At 60.4% G+C, this 19,787-nt stretch carries 17 protein-coding genes and 2 tRNA genes; 5 read left to right on the forward strand and 14 right to left on the reverse strand.

Annotated elements, in window-relative coordinates; genetic code table 11:
* The first annotated feature begins 474 nt into the window (after nt 1-474).
* From selD to Q0D41_RS08420, 4 genes are all read left to right on the forward strand, one after another.
* Nucleotides 475-1,533: a selenide, water dikinase SelD gene (gene selD, locus Q0D41_RS08405; RefSeq protein WP_294377838.1), complete on the forward strand. Its 1,059-nt coding sequence runs from the start codon at nt 475-477 to the stop codon at nt 1,531-1,533.
* 45 nt (nt 1,534-1,578) lie between these two features.
* The gene (gene selA, locus Q0D41_RS08410) at nt 1,579-3,030 is read left to right on the forward strand and encodes an L-seryl-tRNA(Sec) selenium transferase (protein WP_294377841.1); all 1,452 of its coding nucleotides are present in this window, start codon (nt 1,579-1,581) and stop codon (nt 3,028-3,030) included.
* 198 nt (nt 3,031-3,228) lie between these two features.
* Nucleotides 3,229-5,154, forward strand: a complete 1,926-nt coding sequence (gene selB, locus Q0D41_RS08415; protein ID WP_294377844.1) for a selenocysteine-specific translation elongation factor — start codon at nt 3,229-3,231, stop codon at nt 5,152-5,154.
* Between the two features lie 122 nt (nt 5,155-5,276).
* Nucleotides 5,277-5,374 (forward strand) — tRNA-Sec (locus Q0D41_RS08420).
* Between the two features lie 52 nt (nt 5,375-5,426).
* On the opposite strand, the gene Q0D41_RS08425 is transcribed toward Q0D41_RS08420, so the two are convergent.
* From Q0D41_RS08425 to Q0D41_RS08460, 8 genes are all read right to left on the reverse strand, one after another.
* A complete protein-coding gene (locus tag Q0D41_RS08425; protein WP_294377846.1) occupies nt 5,427-5,690 on the reverse strand; it encodes a DUF3343 domain-containing protein in 264 nt (87 codons plus the stop codon).
* Nucleotides 5,691-5,699: 9 nt separating this feature from the next.
* Nucleotides 5,700-6,311 (reverse strand): sulfurtransferase-like selenium metabolism protein YedF, encoded by a 612-nt coding sequence (gene yedF / locus Q0D41_RS08430; RefSeq protein ID WP_294377848.1) that lies wholly within the window; start codon nt 6,309-6,311, stop codon nt 5,700-5,702.
* A 163-nt stretch (nt 6,312-6,474) separates the two neighbouring features.
* Nucleotides 6,475-6,714 (reverse strand): DUF3343 domain-containing protein, encoded by a 240-nt coding sequence (locus Q0D41_RS08435; protein WP_294377850.1) that lies wholly within the window; start codon nt 6,712-6,714, stop codon nt 6,475-6,477.
* Nucleotides 6,715-6,743: 29 nt separating this feature from the next.
* The gene (locus Q0D41_RS08440; protein ID WP_294377854.1) at nt 6,744-7,904 is read right to left on the reverse strand and encodes an aminotransferase class V-fold PLP-dependent enzyme; all 1,161 of its coding nucleotides are present in this window, start codon (nt 7,902-7,904) and stop codon (nt 6,744-6,746) included.
* A gap of 30 nt (nt 7,905-7,934) precedes the next feature.
* A complete protein-coding gene (locus tag Q0D41_RS08445; RefSeq protein WP_294377857.1) occupies nt 7,935-9,089 on the reverse strand; it encodes a double-cubane-cluster-containing anaerobic reductase in 1,155 nt (384 codons plus the stop codon).
* A 53-nt stretch (nt 9,090-9,142) separates the two neighbouring features.
* Complete coding sequence (locus tag Q0D41_RS08450; protein WP_294377862.1) at nt 9,143-9,904, reverse strand: acyl-CoA dehydratase activase; 762 nt, start codon at nt 9,902-9,904, stop codon at nt 9,143-9,145.
* 131 nt (nt 9,905-10,035) lie between these two features.
* The gene (locus tag Q0D41_RS08455) at nt 10,036-11,310 is read right to left on the reverse strand and encodes a double-cubane-cluster-containing anaerobic reductase (RefSeq protein ID WP_294377865.1); all 1,275 of its coding nucleotides are present in this window, start codon (nt 11,308-11,310) and stop codon (nt 10,036-10,038) included.
* A gap of 472 nt (nt 11,311-11,782) precedes the next feature.
* The gene (locus Q0D41_RS08460) at nt 11,783-12,994 is read right to left on the reverse strand and encodes a glycosyltransferase family 4 protein (protein ID WP_294377868.1); all 1,212 of its coding nucleotides are present in this window, start codon (nt 12,992-12,994) and stop codon (nt 11,783-11,785) included.
* Between the two features lie 217 nt (nt 12,995-13,211).
* Here Q0D41_RS08460 and Q0D41_RS08465 point away from each other — a divergent pair, with 217 nt between their 5' ends.
* Entirely contained in the window at nt 13,212-13,712 is a 501-nt protein-coding gene (locus Q0D41_RS08465; protein ID WP_123218973.1) for a YbhB/YbcL family Raf kinase inhibitor-like protein, read from the forward strand.
* Nucleotides 13,713-14,026: 314 nt separating this feature from the next.
* On the opposite strand, the gene Q0D41_RS08470 is transcribed toward Q0D41_RS08465, so the two are convergent.
* The 6 genes from Q0D41_RS08470 to metG form a co-directional block, all read right to left on the reverse strand.
* Nucleotides 14,027-14,102 (reverse strand) — tRNA-Ala (locus tag Q0D41_RS08470).
* Between the two features lie 120 nt (nt 14,103-14,222).
* Nucleotides 14,223-14,591, reverse strand: coding sequence for a Veg family protein (locus Q0D41_RS08475; protein WP_294377871.1), 369 nt, complete (start codon nt 14,589-14,591; stop codon nt 14,223-14,225).
* Nucleotides 14,592-14,758: 167 nt separating this feature from the next.
* Nucleotides 14,759-15,676 carry a 16S rRNA (adenine(1518)-N(6)/adenine(1519)-N(6))-dimethyltransferase RsmA gene (gene rsmA / locus Q0D41_RS08480; protein WP_294377874.1) on the reverse strand — a complete coding sequence of 306 codons (918 nt, stop codon included), beginning with the start codon at nt 15,674-15,676 and terminating at the stop codon, nt 14,759-14,761.
* Between the two features lie 125 nt (nt 15,677-15,801).
* On the reverse strand, nt 15,802-16,389 hold the full coding sequence (locus Q0D41_RS08485) for a flavodoxin family protein (protein WP_294377877.1): 588 nt from the start codon (nt 16,387-16,389) through the stop codon (nt 15,802-15,804).
* A complete protein-coding gene (locus Q0D41_RS08490) occupies nt 16,386-17,546 on the reverse strand; it encodes a TatD family hydrolase (protein WP_294377879.1) in 1,161 nt (386 codons plus the stop codon). Before Q0D41_RS08490 ends, Q0D41_RS08485 begins: the two co-directional genes overlap by 4 nt.
* A gap of 417 nt (nt 17,547-17,963) precedes the next feature.
* Nucleotides 17,964-19,571 (reverse strand): methionine--tRNA ligase, encoded by a 1,608-nt coding sequence (gene metG, locus Q0D41_RS08495; protein ID WP_294377884.1) that lies wholly within the window; start codon nt 19,569-19,571, stop codon nt 17,964-17,966.
* Between the last annotated feature and the right edge of the window lie 216 nt (nt 19,572-19,787).

The following is a 19,787-nucleotide window of genomic DNA, read 5'->3' on the forward strand; positions in this document are numbered from 1 at the left end:
CGCACGAGCGGCCGAAAAATCACGGGCGAATGACACGCAATTCACTATTTATTCACTACCATTAAGGCGATCGAAATAAATCGAATCGCAAAAACCCGCAAACACCAGGCACGCTCTTTTCGAATAAAGCAATTTACGGTCATTTTTCCGAAGTTGACTAGTGTTTTAAACTGTGCTTTATAGTAGGTCTACCGTTCACCGACGGCGAACGGTAGATTTACTGGTCAAATTGCTGTTCTATGGGCGGGCACGTTTTGGCGCGTTTGAGTATGGCAATTATTCACTCCCATTTATGGATTCGGTTTTTACCACCGCCCATTCCCTATACATACCCCACCTCACTTATAGGTTGATTCCGCTATTAAACCCCTCCTCCAAAACGCCAGCCAAGCGGTTTCGGCCATGCTCGGACGGCTCCGCTTACACGCGAGTGCGCTATGATGGAGCCATTGGAACCATGCGATGGGAGGCATCGTGAACGATAAAGAACGCATTCGTTTGACCGAGCTCACCTCGCGTGGCGGTTGAGCGGCAAAATGGGGTCCGGGAGACCTCGAACGCATTTTGAAAGACATCTCCATTGCGCAGACGATGCCGCCCGAGGCCATGCTCGGGTTCGACACGGCCGACGACGCTGCCGTATGGCGAATCGCGCCGAATATCGCGGGCATTTTGACAATCGACTTCCTTACGCCCATCGTCGATGAGCCCTACGACTTCGGACGAATCGCCGCCGCTAACGCGCTCTCCGACGTTTTCGCCATGGGCGGCGTGCCCAATGTGGCGCTCAACGTAGTCGCCATGGATTCGACCCTGCCTGAATACGTGCCGCGCGATATGCTGCGCGGGGGCCTCGAAAAGGTCATCGAGGCGGGCGCCGTTATCATGGGCGGCCATTCCATCGATGACGAGGAGCCGAAATACGGCCTGTGCGTTTTCGGCACCGTCGCCCCCGATGCGCTCGTGCGAAATGAAGGCGCGAAGCCGGGCGATGTCCTGTACCTCACCAAGCCGCTCGGCACGGGCATCGCGAGCGCAGGGCGCAAGGTCGGCATTCTGGACGACGTCGCATTCTCGCCGGTCGTCGAATCGATGGCCGAGCTCAACCGCGCTGCGGGCGAGGCGATGGTCGCCGCCGGCGCGCATGCCGCGACCGACGTAACTGGTTTCGGCCTCGCGGGCCACCTGCACGAGATGCTCTCTGCGAGCACGTGCGCCGCGAGCATCGCCTGGAGCGGCGTGCCCACGTTTGCGGAAACCGTCGATCTTGCGCGCCAATGGTGCCGCCCTGCGCGTTCGTTTTCCGTGGAAGACTTCGCTCAGCCGTTTTTGCACGTGCCCGACAATCAAATGGGCGAAGACGCCACCGCCGTGTTGTGCGACCCGCAAACGTCGGGCGGCATGCTCTGCGCCATACCGCCCGAAGCAGCCGCAACTTTCGAAGAGGAATTCGCGGCACGCTGCGGCCGCACGCCCGCAAAAATTGGCCGCGTGATAGAAGGCGAATCGGGCCACATTCACGTAGTGGAATAATGTTCGCCTATAAGAACTTTGTCATATGTGCCTCGAAGGAGAATTATGGCAACCGAAAAGAGCCTCAATGAGCGCATGCGCGCGCTTCCCAAAGTCGACGAGGTCGTAGGGCTCGTCGAATTGAGCGACGCCATTCGCGCATGCATTCCCGAAACCGCCATAACCGATGCGGTGCGCGCGAGCATTCAAGCCATGCGCGAACGCCTGCTGCGAGGCGAAGACGTTGACATCGCCGCGCACGCCGCCGCGCGCGAAGCCGAATGCCGCGTGCGCGCACTCGCCCGCCCCTCACTTCGCGCCGTGGTAAACGCCACGGGCGTTATCCTGCACACCAACATCGGCCGCAGCCCCTTGGCACAAGAGGCCCTCGACGCCGTGGTTGACGTGTCGCGCGGCTACTCCACGCTCGAATACAGTGTTGAGAACATGGCGCGCGGTAGCCGCCACGCCCACATCGAGTCGCTCGTATGCGCGCTCACCGGCGCCGAGGCAGCCATGGCCGTCAACAACAACGCCGCCGCAACCCTTATGGTGCTTTCCGAATTCGCGAAAGATCACGAGGCGGTGGTTTCGCGCGGCGAGCTCGTGGAAATCGGCGGATCATTCCGCATTCCCGAAATCATGGCAACCTCGGGCGCCAAGATGGTCGAGGTCGGTGCCACCAACAAGACCCACGTATTCGACTACGAGCGCGCGATTACAAGCGACACGGCGATGCTCTTAAAGGTGCACACCTCGAACTACCGCATCGTGGGCTTTTCGGAAAGCGTGACCGCGCGCGATCTGGTGGGCGTCGCCCGCGCCGAGAACGCGCGCCGCGCCGCTGCCGATGTGAGCGACCGCGTGATGGTGTATGAAGATTTGGGCTCTGGATCCCTTTTGCCGCCCATCTTGAACGTGCCCGACGCCGAACCCACCGTGGGCCAGTCGCTTTCGGGCGGCTGCGATTTGGTGTCGTTCTCGGGCGATAAACTGCTCGGCGGCCCGCAGGCGGGCATCATCGTAGGCAAGAAAGCCTATATCGACCGCCTGAAGAAAAACCCGCTCGCACGCGCCATGCGCCTGGACAAGATGACGCTCGCTGCGCTCGAGGCCACGCTGCGCCTCTATCTCGACGGCACCGCCTACGAGCGCATTCCCACGCTGCGCATGCTCAATGCCACCCTGGGAGAAATGCGCGAAGCCGCCGACGCACTAGCCGCCGTTATCGAAGAGCACCTTCCGAGCGGCTGCGCGCGCATCTCGATCGTGGAGGAATTCGAGAAGGCTGGCGGCGGGTCGCTTCCCACCCTCGATATTCCCGGCGCCGCCGTGCGCATCGATTACCTGCGCGGCAACGCGAACGACTGCGAACGCGCCATGGGCAATCGCACGGGCGCACCGGTGCTTGCGCGCACCAAACACGAAGGCACCCTGTTCGACGTGCGATGCCTGATGCCCGGCGACGAACGAATCATCGCCGACGCACTTGCGGAATATTTCAAAACGCTGGATTAGGCCATTCTTCCAACGCTCCTCGCCGAGGCGAGCGAGGGGCGTTGCGGCCCAAGCGTCGGTGATGGGAAGGGGTCCCGGCGCAGTTCCGCACGAGCCGAACGCCCCAGTGGGGCGTTCGTGCGAGCTCAGGACTGTTTGAGCACGGGCGCCCCTTCCCACCACCGACGCCAAGCCCTTCATGGTTGAAAGAAGGTAGCCATGTCTACTCACGAATACAACGAACCCTCTATCGTCATTGGCACCGCGGGCCACATCGACCACGGCAAATCGACGCTCGTGCAGGCGCTCACTGGCACCGACCCCGACCGCCTGGTCGAGGAAAAGCGCCGCGGTATCACCATTGAGCTGGGCTTTGCTCGACTCGACTTGCCAGGCGGCGCATCCGTCGGCATCGTCGACGTGCCCGGCCACGAGAAGTTCGTGCGCCAAATGATCGCCGGAGCCACAGGCATCGATGCCGCCATTTTGGTCGTAGCGGCCGACGACGGCATCATGCCTCAAACACGCGAGCACCTTGCCGTGCTGCGCCTGCTCTCGGTGCCGCAAATCGTCGTCGCGCTCACCAAATGCGACATGGTCGACGAAGAATGGATCAAGTTCATGAGCGGGGAAATTCGCGCGGCGCTCGCTTGCGGCCCCTATGCCGAAGCGGAAATCATTCCCGTCGCCGCCCGCGAAGGCCGCGGCCTCGACGAGCTGAAAGCCGCGCTCGCGAATATCGTATCGAAACAGCAGCACGCCCATCACGAGGGCTTTTTGCGCATGCCCATCGACCGCTCGTTTACCGTGAAGGGCGCGGGCACCGTTGTTACGGGCAGCCTGTGGAGCGGCACCGTCGCACCCGGAGACACCGTGCGCGTACTGCCAAGCGGCAAAAAAACGCGCGTGCGCTCGGTGCAAATTCATGGCGAAAGCGTCGATGCCGCGTTTTCGGGCCATCGCGTGGCCATGAATCTCGCCGATGTGAGCCGCGACGATGTGCGCCCCGGCGATTTCATCACGGCGCTCGACGCCCCCGACGCCAGTGACCGTTTCGATTGCGAGCTCACCTATTTCGACTGCGAGAACGCAAGCAGCGCGCTCGAATCGGGTGCCACAGTGCGCGTCGCCCATGGCACGAAGGAAGTGTTCGGGCGCGTTCTATTCATGGACGGCCACGCCAAACTCAAGCAAAACGAGCAGGCCACAGCGCAAATACGCCTCGATGAACCTTTGTGCGTGCTCCGCGGCGACCGATTCGTCATTCGCGCCGCGACGCCCGTTCGCGTCATCGGCGGCGGACGCGTGCTCGCCGGCCATCCGCGCAGACGCTCCATTCTTTCCGAAAGCGACAAGGCGGTGCTTTCCACCCTCGCTTCCGACGATGTGGCCGCCGCCGCCCAAGCATATATCGAAGAACCCAACGCCATTCGCACCGTGGCCGACATCGCAGGCGCTCTCGACGTGAGCGAGGCCGATGCCGCCCGCATCGCGAAAACCATTGTCGGCAAAAATATCGTCGCCACGGGAAGCGACGCCGACCCCCTGTTCGCCACAAAACAGACCCTGCAGCGCGCCGCCTCGAAAATCGCGAGCACGCTGCTGAAATTCCACGCAACATCGCCCAATGAGCTGGGCATGCCGAAGGCCGCGCTCAACCACGCGGCGCTGCCTTCGCTCAACGGCACCCGCTTCGATGCCGCTCTTGCCGTCGCCCTGGAAAAAGGCGACGTCGTGTCCATGGATGGCGTTTTGAGCCATGCCACTGCGGGAGCCGCCGCGCATGCGCGCGCTCAAGAACGAGCCAATGCCGCATTCGCGCTTCTCGAAGGCTCGCTTACGCCCCCCTTCGCCGATGGCGTGATTTCGGCGCTCAACTGCACGAAGAGCGAAGCCTATGCCGCGCTCGGCGACCTCGAAGAGCAGGGGCGCGCCGTGAAAATCGACCGCGATCTCTACTACGACGCTGCCGTATTCGACAAGCTCGTCGAAGCCGTACGGGCCCATATCGAATCGAAGGGCCCCTCGCTTGCCGCCGACCTGAAAGACGCCATGGGCGTTTCGCGCAAGTACGCTATTCCCGTGCTCGAAGCGCTCGACGACAAGGGCATCACGAAGCGCGATGGCGACCTGAGAACGCTTTAACGGCATCGATTCTTGACCCCCCTCTTACGTGATTTTCGCGACCACATAACTTTTCTCGTCGGCCTCCCGCGAAAATTGCGTAAAATGTTTGCTTGGTTTGACTGTTGAGACAAACAACATAGGGAGATGAATAGGTTCCTGGTGGACCTCGCGGCCTTCAAAGCCGTTGCGGGGCGCGCAGAACGTCTCGGGTGTGTTCGATTCACACGCATCTCCGCCATATACAAAACACGAGGAAGGGCATGCCCCTTCCTCGTTTTGCTTTGCAGGCTTTACAGCTTCTCGAGAAGCTCGAATTCCGTTTTCGATATCTCGCGATACAGCGCCGAGAGGCCCCGGGCATCGACGCAAACCCGCGCGAGCGCACCCGCCGCGGCGTCGTTTTCCGCATCGAAACGCATCGACATGCCGCAACCCGCCGATATCGCGCGCGGGGTTGGAATCATGGCCGCGTGCGCATGCGCGACTTCAAGAGCGGCCTCCGATGCCATGGCCGCGTGCGTCGACTCGAACGCCATAACGTAGGTATGTGACACAGCGCGCCCTTACAGCGTAATGGTCTTCGTGGCTTCTTGCATACGGCCCAGGATGTCGTACATATTCGACACCTCGCCAACCTTAAGCTGCTCCTTCAGGCCATAGAAGTCGAGACACGTACCGCATACGAGCACTTCGGTGCCCTTCTCGATAAGCTTGTTCACCGAATCGATGATTTGCTGCTCATCGCCGGCCACGAGCTTCACGCCGCTGTTCATGAACAGCACGCTCGCCGGCACGTCTTCGCTTTCCGAAAGCGTGTAAATAGCCATTTTCATGAGGTTATAGCCGAGCTGGGGGTCGCCTTCGCCCACGTGGTCTTTGCCGATGAACACGGCATATCCGCAGCCTGTAGGCGTGCAGACAGGCGCAGCGGCAGAAGCAGGGGCGACTGCGACCGCAACGCTTCCCTCGCCTTCCGAGAAGTTCACGCTCCAGCCGCCTTCAATGGTCTCGACAGCGACGTTGAGGCCGTATTTTTCAGCCAAGCGCGAAACGTTCTTCACTGCGATTTCGTTGTCAACGTGCACGGAAAGCTCGCGCGCGCCTTCGTCGATCTTCGCCTTCGCCATCATGAGCGGCTTAGGGCACGCAAGACCGAATGCATTGACAGTTTCCATGGAATGCCTCCTTCGTTGTTCTGGCTTATGCCAGCATATACCTCAATCTTCTATTCGCGAGTTCGGGCTTGCACATTCGCGCGAATTTGGAATGCGCAAGCCCGCGCTCGCGCGCAATGGGCGGCTTTGCGCCCATTGTCGCAGGTCGCAAGGCCGCCAAACGCTAGCAATACGTGTCGCGCGCGGGGTTGATAGCGCCCGCGACACGCACAATGCGCTCAATGGGATACGGCGCAGCCTCGATGACCGGCCGCGCCGCATCGACCACTTCGGGGTCGAGAAGCACCGAAGTGCCGCAGCACGCCTGCATGCCGTGCGGAGCGGGCGCCACGCGCGCCGGAACGCCAGCATCGACGAGGCGCTGATACAAATCGAAGCCTTCCGTGCTCGTACGAACAAGCACGTAGCATGCATCTTTCGCCTGAAGCACCGCTAACACCCCTGGCCAACGGCGTGGGCGATTTCGCGCACGGCCTCGGCTGCCACATCGGCGTCGGCTGCGGTATTCGCCGCCGCGAAGCTGAAACGAACCGCGCCTTGGCTCTGAGTCCCAAGTGCCTTATGCATAAGCGGGGCGCAATGAGCGCCCGCACGCACGCAGATGTCGTAACCACTCGCCAACCGGTCGGCCACTTCGGCAGAATCGACATCGGCGATATTCAATGCCACGATGGAACCGCAATCGCATGCGTCGCTTCGGCCATACACTTTCACGCCGGGAATGCCCGACACCGCGTCGGCGAAACGCTGCGCAAGCGCGCCCGCATGCTCATGCACGCCGGAGGGCCCGCCGAGCGTTCCTTCGATGTAGCCAATGCCCGCGGCCAAGCCCGCTACGCCATGCGCGTTCAGTGTGCCCGCCTCGAGGCGTTCAGGCATGAACAGCGGATGGCGCTCGTCATAGCTGTGCGTGCCCGAGCCGCCCTCAAGAAGCGGGGCGATTTCGATGCCGCAGGCCACGCACAAACCACCGGTCCCCTGCGGGCCCAGCAGGCTTTTATGGCCCGTAAAGCACACCACGTCGGCACCGATTTCAGCCATGTTCAGCGGATATGATCCAGCTGTCTGCGCGGCATCGAGCACGAACTTCGCGCCCGCTTCATGGGCCATGGCGCACATGCGCGCCACATCGTACACATCGCCCGTAAGGTTCGACGCATGCGTAACTGCGACCAGCGCAGGCTTATGCTTGAGCAACTCGGCATACGCCTCGAAATCAAGCGAGCCATCGGCGGCGATAGGCGCAATGTCAACCGCGCAGCCAGCCATATCGCGCAGGCGGAACAACGGGCGCAGCACCGAATTGTGCGACGCCGCCGTGGTGAGCGCCCGCTGGCCCGGAGCGAGCAAGCCATCGATGGCGATATTGAGCGCCATGGTGGCATTGTTCGTGAACGCCACGCTCGAAGCACCCGGCGCACCAAGCAAATTCGCCACCGCCGCACGGGCGCGATACACCGCCATGCCCGCCGCGATCGACGCCGGATGCACGCCGCGGCCCACGCCTCCGAACGACGTCATGGCATCAGCCACGGCACGCACCACGCATTCGGGCTTCATCATCGTCGTGGCCGCGTTATCTAAATAAATCACGGGCGCTCCCTTCATTTCCCCGATCGAGGTTTACAGCATTTCGATGAACGCGGCAATGCGCGTTTCGAGCTGTCCTGCATCGCTTTGTGAATAATCGGTCTCGAGCTTCATGTACGGAATGCCCGCGTTCTCGCACGTTTTCGCCACATTCGCGCTTTCGACGTTGAACGTGTGGCACGCGGTGAGCACGTTCTCGATAACGCCATCGACATGGTACTTCTCGCACATGTCCATCATATTCTCAAGACGGCCACCGTTCGGCGTCATGACCGAGCAATTGATGCGCAGATAGCGATCGGAAATCGCGCGCAGAATGTCGGGGGCGCTTTCGTCGATGAGCATGCGGTTGGTGCGCTCGCCCGAACAATCGTCGGAGCACACAATCACGCCGCCGCAGCGCTCGATGGTGCGGCCCACCTTGTTGATGACGCCGCCCATGGGGCAACCCGTAATAAGGATGCGCTTCGCATTCTTGTCGATGGGGCTTTCCCCGCGCTCAAGCGCAGCGCGCCTCTCTTCAACGAGCACCTCGATTTTCGCGGCATAATCTTCGATGTCGAAGCTGAACGTTGAGGCCTGGATGGCGGAAAGAATTTCCACGCCGCCCATCGCCGGCGGCTCGGCGCGCTGCAGGTCATACATGCTGGCAAGCGCGCGGCGCAGGCGGTTGCGGCGGCGAACCGCGGCACGCAGGTCGTCATCGGTGATTTCGATGCCGTAAAACTCTTCGAGGTGGCGACGGAACAGCTTCACATCCTCGTACCACATATCGGCCTCGTACGGGCGGCCCTGGCCTTGAGGCAAATGCAGCACGTACGTTTTCTTGATCTCATTGAGGAGCTCGTACATCTTCTTTTTGCCGTCGCACGTGGTTTCGCCCACAATCATGTCGGAAAAATACGTGAAGGGGCATTTGTCGGTCAGCGCGAAGCCGTACGTCGACTTGATGAGCGGGCACAGATTCGCGGGCAGCACCGTTTCTGCCGCCGGAATGGTCTCGTCCGACATGCCGCACAGCGCCACCGACGCCGCACCCGCCGCATCCATGACCTCAAGCGGCGTGTAGGAGCATAAAAAGCCGATGAGCTTGCCGCCCGCTTGCTTGTAGTTCTTCACTTTGATAAACGACGCCTTGCGCTGGTCGTTGAATTCCTCAAACGTGCGCGGCAGTTCGATTTCAGCCATGCGATTCTTCTTCCTTCGATATCCCCGGTATGCATTCCGCTTCCCCGCGGCAGTTATTTCTTCAGCCCCAATGCCACCTCGGCCGCGCCAATGGCGCCCGCGAAACGCGCATTCGGCGCCGTGCGCACGTTTCGGCCGAGCACGGCGGAAAGGCGCTGCACGATATAGTCGTTATCGCACAGGCCGCCCGTCAGAAATACCTGGTCGCCCGCAATGCCCGACGCCATAGTGGCCACGCGCCCCACAACCGACTCGATCACGCCGTTGGCGATGTTTTCACGCGGCTCTCCTCGGCCGACAAGCGAGATGACTTCCGACTCGGCGAACACGGTGCACATGCTCGAAATCGACGTGGGCTCGCCGGCGCGCGCGAGTTCGGAAAGCTCGGCCTGACTCACCGCGAGCCGGTCGGCCATAATTTCCAGAAATCGACCCGTACCGGCCGCGCATTTATCGTTCATCAGGAACTTCTTCACCATTCCGCCCGCAAGCTGAATGACCTTCGTGTCCTGGCCGCCTACGTCAATCACCACGCCGTCGCGCCCGAACAGGCGCGCTGCGCCTTTGCCGTGGCACGTGATTTCGGTCACAACTTTATCGGCAAACGGCACCGCCACGCGCCCATACCCCGTCGCGACCACGGCATGCGGCGCTTCGAAGAAGCCTTGTGCCTCAAGGTGTTCCGCCACGCCATTCGCGGCATCGACGCTCGAAAAGCCCGTCGGACGCATCCACGTCTCAACGATCTCGCCCGAATCATCGAGCACGGCGACCTTCGCAGCGGTCGACCCTATGTCCACACCAATTCCGAGCATTTCCACCCTTTCATGCCGCGGCGAAGATATTCGAAACGCGCCCTCGTGCGCATTTCGATTCGTCCATGCCGCACCGAGCGGCCCCGCGCCAAAGCACGAGGCCGCCAACCATGCAGTGCAATAATCGAACGTTAACCAAGCATCTCCACGAACGCCTCGATGCGCGTGCGCAACTGCTCAGCATCGTTGTCGGTGTAGTCGGTCTCGAGGCCCAAGCACGGAATGCCTTCGGCTTCGAGCGCCTTCGCCACGGCCGACTTCTCGGTGTCGTACAGCGTGCAGAATTTCAGGTTCGCATCGATCACGCCGTCGACGTGGTACTCGCGCGCCAGGCGCACGATGTCGTCAATGCGGCCTTCATTGGGCGTGAAGCAGGCGCAGTTGTTCTTCATATAGCGCTCGGACAGAGCATGGAACTGGCCTTCGAGCGTGGTTTGGGTTTCATCGACCAAATGCTCGAAGTAGCGCGTGCCCGTGCACATTTCCTCGCACACCACGGCGGCGCCGCTCGTCTCGATAATGTGATGCAGCTTCCAATTCGGAATAGCCATGGGGGTGCCGGTAATAAGAATGCGCTTCGTGCCCTCGGGGAATACGCTCACGCCGTCGGCGATGCGCTGCTCGAGCTCGTCGGCGAGCTCGTTGGCCTTCTGCGCGCAGCGGGCGGGGTCGTCGAAGAAGGCGATCTGAGTCATGAGCAGGCGGTCTTTGCCGGAAATAGGAATGCAGTTTTCGGCCTTCGTGGCGTCGAATACGCGTGCGAGCGCACGGCGCTTCTCGTTGGTAAGCTTGATTGCCGCGGCGAGATTTTCTGCCGTCAGCTCATTGCCGGTGAATTCTTCCACCATCTTCGCGAAGTCGGCGATTTCGTCGGCCCATTTGTCGATGTCTTTCGCGCGCTTCATCTGGGGAATATCCATCACATACGTGCTCTTGTCGGCGCCCAGAATCTCGTAGGCCTTCTTCTTGCCGTCGCAGGTGGTTTCGCCCACATACATGTCCGCCACGCTGAAATACGGGCACGTTTTGCCGAAATGGGCGCCCAACGACGCCTTCACCAACGGACACATATCGCTCGGTAGCACTTTCTCGCCATCGGGCACCCAGAACTGGGATCCGCCGCACAGGCCCGTAACCGCGCCGCCGCACGCAACGACGACCTCATCGGGCACGTACACGCAAAACGTGCCGAACACCTTGCCGCCCTGTTTCTGCAGCTCAATGAGCTCGGCAGGGCGAATGCCGTGAATGTCCGATACCACGAAATCGTAGAATGCCATGCCCGCGGGACGGTTTTCCTGGCTCAGGTACACATCGCCAAACGCCGTGGGAAGCACGGCGCACAGCTGGTCATGGGTTTCCAGGTCCATGCCGAGGCTTTGCCACATTTCACGATTGTCTGCCATGTTCGATTCCCCCTTCGTGCGAAGGCGGCATCCCACCCCTGGGGCCGTGCGCACATGCGCCCTTCGCGCTCGGTTTCCAATAACTATCACGCGACGAATCGCCAGCCCACAAGGAATATGGGCGCAAAAAAGAAACGTCGGGCGACGGTGCAGAATGGCGGACGCGCTGCAGGTGCGCGAGCGTTGCCTCGCCTTCGAGGCATATGGGCACACGCTTCGGATGCAGAATGGCGACGGGGCAGAATTCGTCGTCGAACGAAGCGTTGCTGCGTATAGCGCAAGTGTAGCGCGCGGGGAGCGCAAACGGAAGCTATAACCCTGCAAGCGGAGGGTTTTATGCGGGAGCGCCTTGCCGATGCGAAAAGGGCCACCGCATACGCGATGGCCCAAAAACACACAGGAGTTCCTGTGGTATGGCCGCGTGGCTGACGCCGGCCATTGGATTGGTTCGGTTGATTTCGTCTCGAAGCCGCTAGAGCGCCTCGAAGGCGCGCGTCGCACGCGCCACGAGCGACTCCCAAGAAAGCGCCGACACGTCGAACTGCTCGGCCGGCCGGCCCTCGCGCGCGGCTCGTTCAAGGGCATCGGCAAGGCGGGATTCAAACGCAGGCAAATCTTTCTTCACCGGTTCGTCGACGCCACGCATCCTGGGCAATTCCACGTAGTCGATAGGCGCGCCCGGGACATGGGCCTCAAGCCAAGGACGAACGCCCGGCAAATCGGTAACGACCGCACGGCAACCGCACGCCATAGCCTCGATAGTCACAAGGGGAAGGCCTTCGAAAAACGACGGCAACACGAACACATCAGACGTGCGATACGCTTGCACCAAATCATCCTGGCTGATTTTGCCCGCGAACGTCACGGGAATCGCGCATGCGGCGGCTCGCTGCGCGATTCGGTCGTATTCCGCGGCATCGCTATGGCCGCCCACCAAACACGCCTCTATGCGCGGGGCGCCGGGACGCTTCGCCAGCACATCAAGCGCCGCGATAAGGCTCTCGACGCCTTTCTTGTACCCGATTTTGCCGACATACAGCAAACGGCAGACGCCATCGTTGGCCGCGCGCTCGTTGGCGGGAGAAAACTCCTGCGCGTTGTATCCTGTGCCAATCACAAGCACTTTTGCGGGTTCGACGTCAAAGATTTCAACGATTTCGCGCTTCTGCTCCTCATGCAAAGCGAAAATCACCTCGAGCGAGCGGACGGCATTCATGATGCGCTCGCGCTCAAGGCCGTGGTTGCGCATTTGGCGCAAATCGGTCGAATGGCACACCGCAGCCATGGGAATGTTCGGCAATGTTTCGCGGGCAACGGCGCACGCGAGATACAGGTGATGGCATATGACCACGTCAGGTGCGAATTCTGTCGCCGCATGCGCGATGCGCTGCGCAAATGCGGCACAGAACTGCTCGGCCATGGAAGGCGTAAGGTCGCGATAGCGCGTGGCGGCATACGGCATCACGTCGGACATGCCGCACACATTGAATGGCAGCGCCTCGGTATTGAAGCGCACGAAATAAGGGACGGCGCCCTCAGGCAGCATCGGCGCATCGGACGCATCGACGCCGGCGACCACAGCGGCCGCATGGCCAGCCGAAAGCTCGCAACGCACCATTTCCGCCAGGTACACGCCACTTCCCGTTGAGTCGGGCTTTTGCGCCGAGATATTCAGAATGCGCATACGCGCCACCTTTCCTTCGAATTCGAACCATCATACCTTGACGCGAAGGGAAGCTGCGCAAGCAGACCGCGAACCGCACGGGCAAGCCCGCGAAAAGCCAAAAGCCGAAAGGTTCGCAAAGATTTGTCGGCACGCAACCGACATGCAAGGTATGATTGAGACATAGACCGAGCGAAACGCAGCGCGCATGACGCGCTGTCGAGCGGAAGGAGTCGCCATGAGAATTCAGATGGAACTCGACCGAGGATATTTGCCCGATGCTTACGGAAAATACGCGGCACCCGAAGACTGCTACGACTGGAGCTGCCGCCGCTCGTTTCCCTTTACCGTCGAGGGCGTTCCCTATGGCACGCGCGCGCTCGCCGTATTTTTCATCGACTGGGACAGCGTGCCCGTGTGCGGCTTCCCATGGATCCACTGGTGTGCCTATGTGAATGGCGACTTCGAGGGAGATATCGAATTCCCCGACGACTTGAGCCGCAACGAGCACTCGCGCCTCGTGCAGGGATACAACTCCGCCGCGAAAAGCGAGCCCGAGCGAGGCGTGGGATACGTCGGCCCCTGCCCGCCCGATCGCGACCACAAATACACGCTGCAGGTTATCGCGCTCGATGACGAGCCGCTCGTTGAGGCGCCGTTCTGGGCCAACGAACTGCTCGATGCCTGCCGCGGCCACGCCATCGATGAAGCAGGCAGAATTTTGCCCAGCAGGTGCTAGGGGGACGCAAACAGCCCAGGTGCTTCGCCTGGGCTGTTTTCTTAACGCGAATCGACCTCAACGGTTCGAATCCCTTCGTCAAGCAAAACAAAACAGGCTAGGCAACCGCCTGGGTCAAGGCATATCTCTGCCACAAAAGAATCGCTGGTCAGACCAGGACAGCGAGCGGAAGCCCAGTGCTTCAGATTGGCTTGAAAGAGGAGCGACGCGTACTGCTTGTACGCGAGCGACGATTGAAAGCCAAGCTGGAGTGCTGGGCTTCCGCGCAGCGGCAAATAAAAAGGCCGTTCGTCAGAACGGCCTTTGAAATTACGTGGTGGAGATGATGGGATTCGAACCCACGACCCCCACGTTGCGAACGTGATGCTCTCCCAGCTGAGCTACATCCCCACGTAAGATGCGCTTGTGCGCAAGCAAGTATTTTGCACGTTTATCGCTCGGGTGTCAACACTTAATTTCATCTTTGGGAAAATTACGTGTTCACCTGGGCGACATCAGCAACGAAACCGCTTACAGATCGTCGTCGTCATCGTCCTCAAGGTCGTCACTCAGAAGCATCTCAAGGGCCGAAGCCGCAGCGTTCTCTTCGGTTTCATCGTCCATGAACTTGCCGAAGATGGGCTCTTTCGTTTCGGCGTCGAACAGTTCGACCATGCCGGTAAGAATATCGACGTACTGGTACGACTGGCGAGCCTTGCGACCACGCTTGCGGTCAACCTCGACGACGAACAAAGCGGGGTGCGCCTGCATGAGCGTGCCTTCGCATTCGACGATTTTCGAGCGACCCATATTGGCGCGAACCTTCAGGCGAGTGTTAATGCGATCCATAAGCTCAGCACGAATATCGCCGACAAGATTTGCCTGCTTTTCAAGTTCCATTCGGTGGATTCCTTTTCATATATAGTACGGCGCCGACATACAGCGCACTTATTACACGCAAGGGAGCATAATACCACGGAATGGAAGAATTCATAGAATCTGCAGGTAGATGCCTATTTATCGTTGAGATGCCGTTGCTTTTGAGCCGTGCGGCGGCACGTATCGTTTTATTCTTCGGCCTTCGCCTTCGCAAGCACGCGACCGAGTTCCACGAATTCCGACAACTCGAGCGTTTCGCCGCGTCGCTTCGCGTCGATGCCCGCTTCGGCAAGAATTTCAGGAAGCTTCGCGGCAATAGCCTTGCCCTGATCGCCACGGCTCGAGAAATAGCCTTTCATCGAGTTCGAGATAGTCTTTCGACGCGTGAAAAACGCCGCGTCGGCGGCCATGCTCGCATTCGCGATTTCCTCGGCAGACAGGCCCAAGTCGCTGCGGCGGTCAAGACGAATAACCGAGCTCGTCACGCGCGGCGGCGGGAAGAAATTGCCCGGCGAAACCTGGAAGCGGCCCGTAGCCTTTGCGATGAGCTGCAGCTTCACCGAATACGCGGCGTAATCTTTCGTGCCCACAACGGCTTCCATACGATCGGCCACTTCGCTTTGCACCATAACCGTGGCGCTCTGCAGGCTGGGAATTCGCTGGAAATAATCGAGCACGAGCGTCGCCGCCACGGCATAGGGCAAATTCGAAATGAACTTGTTGGGGGCCTCGCCCGCCTCGACCGCCTGCTTGCCAAATGCGGCGATCAAATCGTCGTCGTTCAGGCGCAGGGCGTCTTTGCCAATGAGCGTGAAGTTGTCGAAATCGTCGCACGTCTCGTCGAGCACGGCAGGCAAATCGGGGTCGCGCTCAATGGAGAGCACGTGCTTCGCGCGAGGCAAAAGCGCCACGGTCAGCGTGCCAATGCCCGGGCCCACCTCGAGCACGTTATCTTCTTCGCACACCTCGGAAAGCTTGCAAATGTTCGCGATAACGGCATCGTTCACCAAAAAGTTCTGTCCGAGCGAATGCTTCGTGGCCAAACCGTGGCGCGAAAGCACGTCACGCGTTGCCCCAACCGATGCCAAATGCGATGCGATTGCCATAGAGTTTCCTTTTCTTCGTCCCCGTTGCTCAAAATCGGCACGTTTGCGCCCGCAGCCACCGGGCCACGCGCCCTCGAGGGCCTTCAAACCTTCGAGGGGCGGGCCATCCCATGAACCATGCCCGGCTACGAACCAAACGTTTCTTTCTGAGATTCCGCCTCTGGCTGGCCCCAGCCAATGCGGTCGGCCACTTCTCCAACACGCCAACCTGCAGCCCCAAATGACGAGCGCACGCAACTTTCCAGAGCGGCAAACCCATAGGGGTCGCCTCCCGAACCAATCACGTGCAACGTAACGGGGCGCTTTGGCGCATCGGCAGCACCTGACTGCCTATTCGGCCCACGCCGTTTCTCCCAGTATGGCTGAAGTCGGTCCAAAACGGCTTTGAACTGCGACGTCGGCCCCGAGAAATACACAGGTGCTACCACATGAACCGCCGCCGCGCCATCAAGCAGGGCATACAGCCCGTCCATATCGTCGCGAATCACGCAATGTGTCAAATGCTCCGAGCATTGAGCACGTTGCAACGCACGGCGGCACCCCTCGCAGCCGACGCAACCGCCCACAACATGGTCGGCCACATTCCAACGCTCAACAGCAACGCCCTTCGCTTCGAGCTCAGCGATCAGCTGCGTCGCATAGCGCGACGATACGCCGTTTTTACGCGGCGAGCCGCAGAGCACCAGCTCATAGGAACCCTGCGCGGCGTTCATCGTGCATCCCTCGCCATATCGGCATGCGCACGCTGCCATTCCGTGGGCTCGCGATCCAAAAACGCCACACCCGCATCGTGCATCTGCCGCAACAAGGCGCGACGAGCCTCGCCCGGAGCGGCCCCTCGGACTTCGGCTATGCGCTCGGCCGTGAACAGCGTGAATTCAGGCCCACACTCAATACCGCGAAACGGAACGGGGGCCATATAGGGCGCGTCGGTCTCGGTAAGCAGGCGATCGGTCGGGACCATCGCCGACGACGCACGCAAATCGTCGCTTCGCTGGAAGGTGACCGCGCCGCCGAATGCCACATGCGCCCCACGCTCGACCCAGCGCGCAAGCTCATCGGGGCCCACGCTGCAGCAATGCAGCAACGTGCCGGCTTCAGGCCAGCCCTCTTCTTCAAGAATACGGAATGCGTCTTCGTGCGCATCCCTCACGTGAAGCACGAGCGGCAAACCCGTAATATGGGTCAGCTGCACCTGCCGACGGAATACGTTCCGTTGAACATCGCGCGGAGACAAATCGTAGTGGTAATCGAGCCCAACTTCACCCAAGGCGGCGGTACGCGGATCGGCCAAACGCTCAAGCAAGGCCGCTTCCATAGCGGCATCCCACTGGCTTGCGACATGCGGATGAACTCCGCATGCGATGCGCATGCGAGGTATGGCCGGCTCGGCGCCCCAGCACAAATTGCATACGCGCTCATCAACAGCCGCCGACTCGAGCAGCGCCGCCGCCTCGGCCGCTTGGCCCGCATGCTTCTTGCCAGCGGCATGAGCCTGCGCTTCGAGCGATTCGCGCTCAGCCGTCACATTGCGACGCGTAGCCTCGAATACCTCGGGCAACAAGCGCAATGCTTCGGCACGCCATATACCCAGGTCGCGATACGTGCGCTCGCATTCATCGCCCTCGGCCGGGTCGCACATCGCGCATACGAAATCGACGCCCACCACGGCGCAACGCGCAAGCGACAACGCCGGGTGCGACAGCATGGCAAGGTGCGCATGCGTATCGGCCACGGGCGCCTCAAGGGCAGGCGCCGGCGAGCCCACATAAGCCCACCCTTTTTTGCGATGCTTGCGAAACAGCGCATCACCGAACAGCAGATACCCCGCGTCGCCATCGGGATCGATATCGAAATTCTTTTGAACCATTGCCAACATCCAAACTTCATACGCCGCAACGCCATTGAACAAGCCAATTGCAGCGTGGTATACTCCAGATGCACTGGCAAAGCCCGTTCCGGGCTAGGGAACAACGGGCGGCGCAGGTGTTTACGATTTAGTAGGGTCGGTTAGCTCCGGCCCTTCTTTTTTCTCCCCTTGTCGTCCTCGCGCGCATTTGACTTTAGTTCTCGCCAGACTTCTAAAACAAAGCCTGCTATTGTGGCGACCGCAGCTGCGGCACATAGAATTCTTTCAAACATAAGCGTTGCTCCAATCTGCGTTGAAGCGCCGCTCCGCGTCGGACTTTACCAGCACGCAGGCATTGTAGCACGCCCGCAAAAAAGAGAGCCTGACCCATGCAAGCTGGACCAGGCTCTTTAATGCTTTTGTTCTTCAGATGAACGATTAGTCGTTCTTCTGCAGGCGCGGGAACAGGGCGTCGCCCTTCTCAACCGGCGCGCCGCCAGCCAAGCCGCCCCATACGCAGGCTTCGGCCAGGTTGTCGCTGCCAGCCTCGGCTTCGCACGAAATGCGACGCAGCGCCTCGGCGCTCGTGGTGGGCATAAACGGCTCGAGCAAGTGCGCGGAAATGCGAATGGCCTCGAGCAGGTTGTAAATCACGAACGCGAGCTGGTCGGCCTTTGCCTCGTCCTTGGCAAGCGCCCACGGCTCGGAGTCTTCGATGTAGTGGTTCGCAGCATGGATAAGCTCCATAACGGCATCTTTGCCTGCACCGTAATCGAGCACGTCCATCGCGGCGGCATAGCGATCGACCAGACCCTCGACGATTTTCGCGAGCGGGTTGTCAAACGCATCGGCGCTGGCAGGCTTCGCGGGAGCGCAGCCGTCAAAGTACTTCGCGCTCATGTTCAGCGAGCGGGAAATCAGGTTGCCCCAGCTGTTAGCCAAATCGGCGTTGTACACCTGCTCCATGCGCTCAAACGAAATAGCGCCATCGGTGCCGGGAACCACGTCGGTCATGAAGTAGTAGCGGTAGCCTTCAACACCCAGCAGGTCGATGACGTCTTGCGGGGCAATAGCGTTGCCGCGGCTCTTCGACATTTTTTCGGCCTTGCCGGTCTCGGAGTTGCGCACCGTAAGGAAGCCGTGCGCGAACACGTGCTCGGGCAGCGACTCGCCAATAGCCATGAGCATGGCCGGCCAAATGACGCAGTGGAAGCGGATGATGTCCTTGCCCACAATGTGGTACTGAGCGGGCCAACGGAAGGCAAACTCTGCTTTGGAAGCATCGTCGTCAAGGCCATAACCCACAGCCGTCATGTAGTTCAGCAGCGCGTCGAACCACACATAGGTCACATGGCCGTCATCGAACGGCACGGGAACGCCCCAATCGAAGCTCGTACGGCTCACGGAAAGGTCGTTCAGACCGCCTTCGACGAAGCTGCGCACCTCGTTCCTGCGGAAATCGGGCTGCACGAATTCGGGATGCTCGTCGTAGAGCGCGAGCAGCTTGTCCTGGAACGCGGAAAGCTTGAAGAAGTACGACTCTTCCTGCACGCGCTCGAGCGGACGATGGCAATCGGGGCACAGGTGCTGGCCAACCGAACCGTACTCCTCGTCGCCCTTCTTCACCTGGTTGTCGGTGTAATAGGTCTCGTCGGGTACGCAGTACCAGCCATCGTAGCTGCCCTTGTACAGGTAGCCCGATTCCTGCATGCGCTCCCAGAGGTACTGAACCGCATGGTGCTGGCGCGGCTCGGTCGTGCGAATGAAGTCGTCGTTGGAAATCTCGAGCGTCTTCCACAAATTCTGGAACAGGGGAGCCTGGCTGTCGCACCATGCCTGAGGCGAATCGAAGCCGTGCTGCTCGGCGGCCTCGGCGACCTTTTCGCCATGCTCATCCATGCCGGTGAGGAATTTGACGTCGTAGCCCATCGCGCGACGGTAGCGAGCCTGGACATCGGCCAAGATGGTCGAGTACGCGGTTCCCAAATGGGGCGCCGCGTTTACGTAATAAATGGGCGTGGTAATAAAGAATGACGGCTTGGACATGCATGCTCCTTCTCGCCCGCGCGGCCAATGACGCCGCCGAGCCTTGGGGTTTTTCAAACTTTTGTATTGTAGCGCACCCGTGCGCAGGCCTGAAGAAGCACGGAGACATTCTTGCGACGACTTTAAAGAAACGCCGAAGAGTTAATTTGCGAGTTCATCCGAACGCTTAGCTTCCGTTCTCGAACTCAGCCGGACATGTCCGGCTGAGTTCGAGAA

The sequence above is a fragment of the uncultured Slackia sp. genome, from assembly GCF_934630525.1.
Classification (GTDB): domain Bacteria; phylum Actinomycetota; class Coriobacteriia; order Coriobacteriales; family Eggerthellaceae; genus Slackia.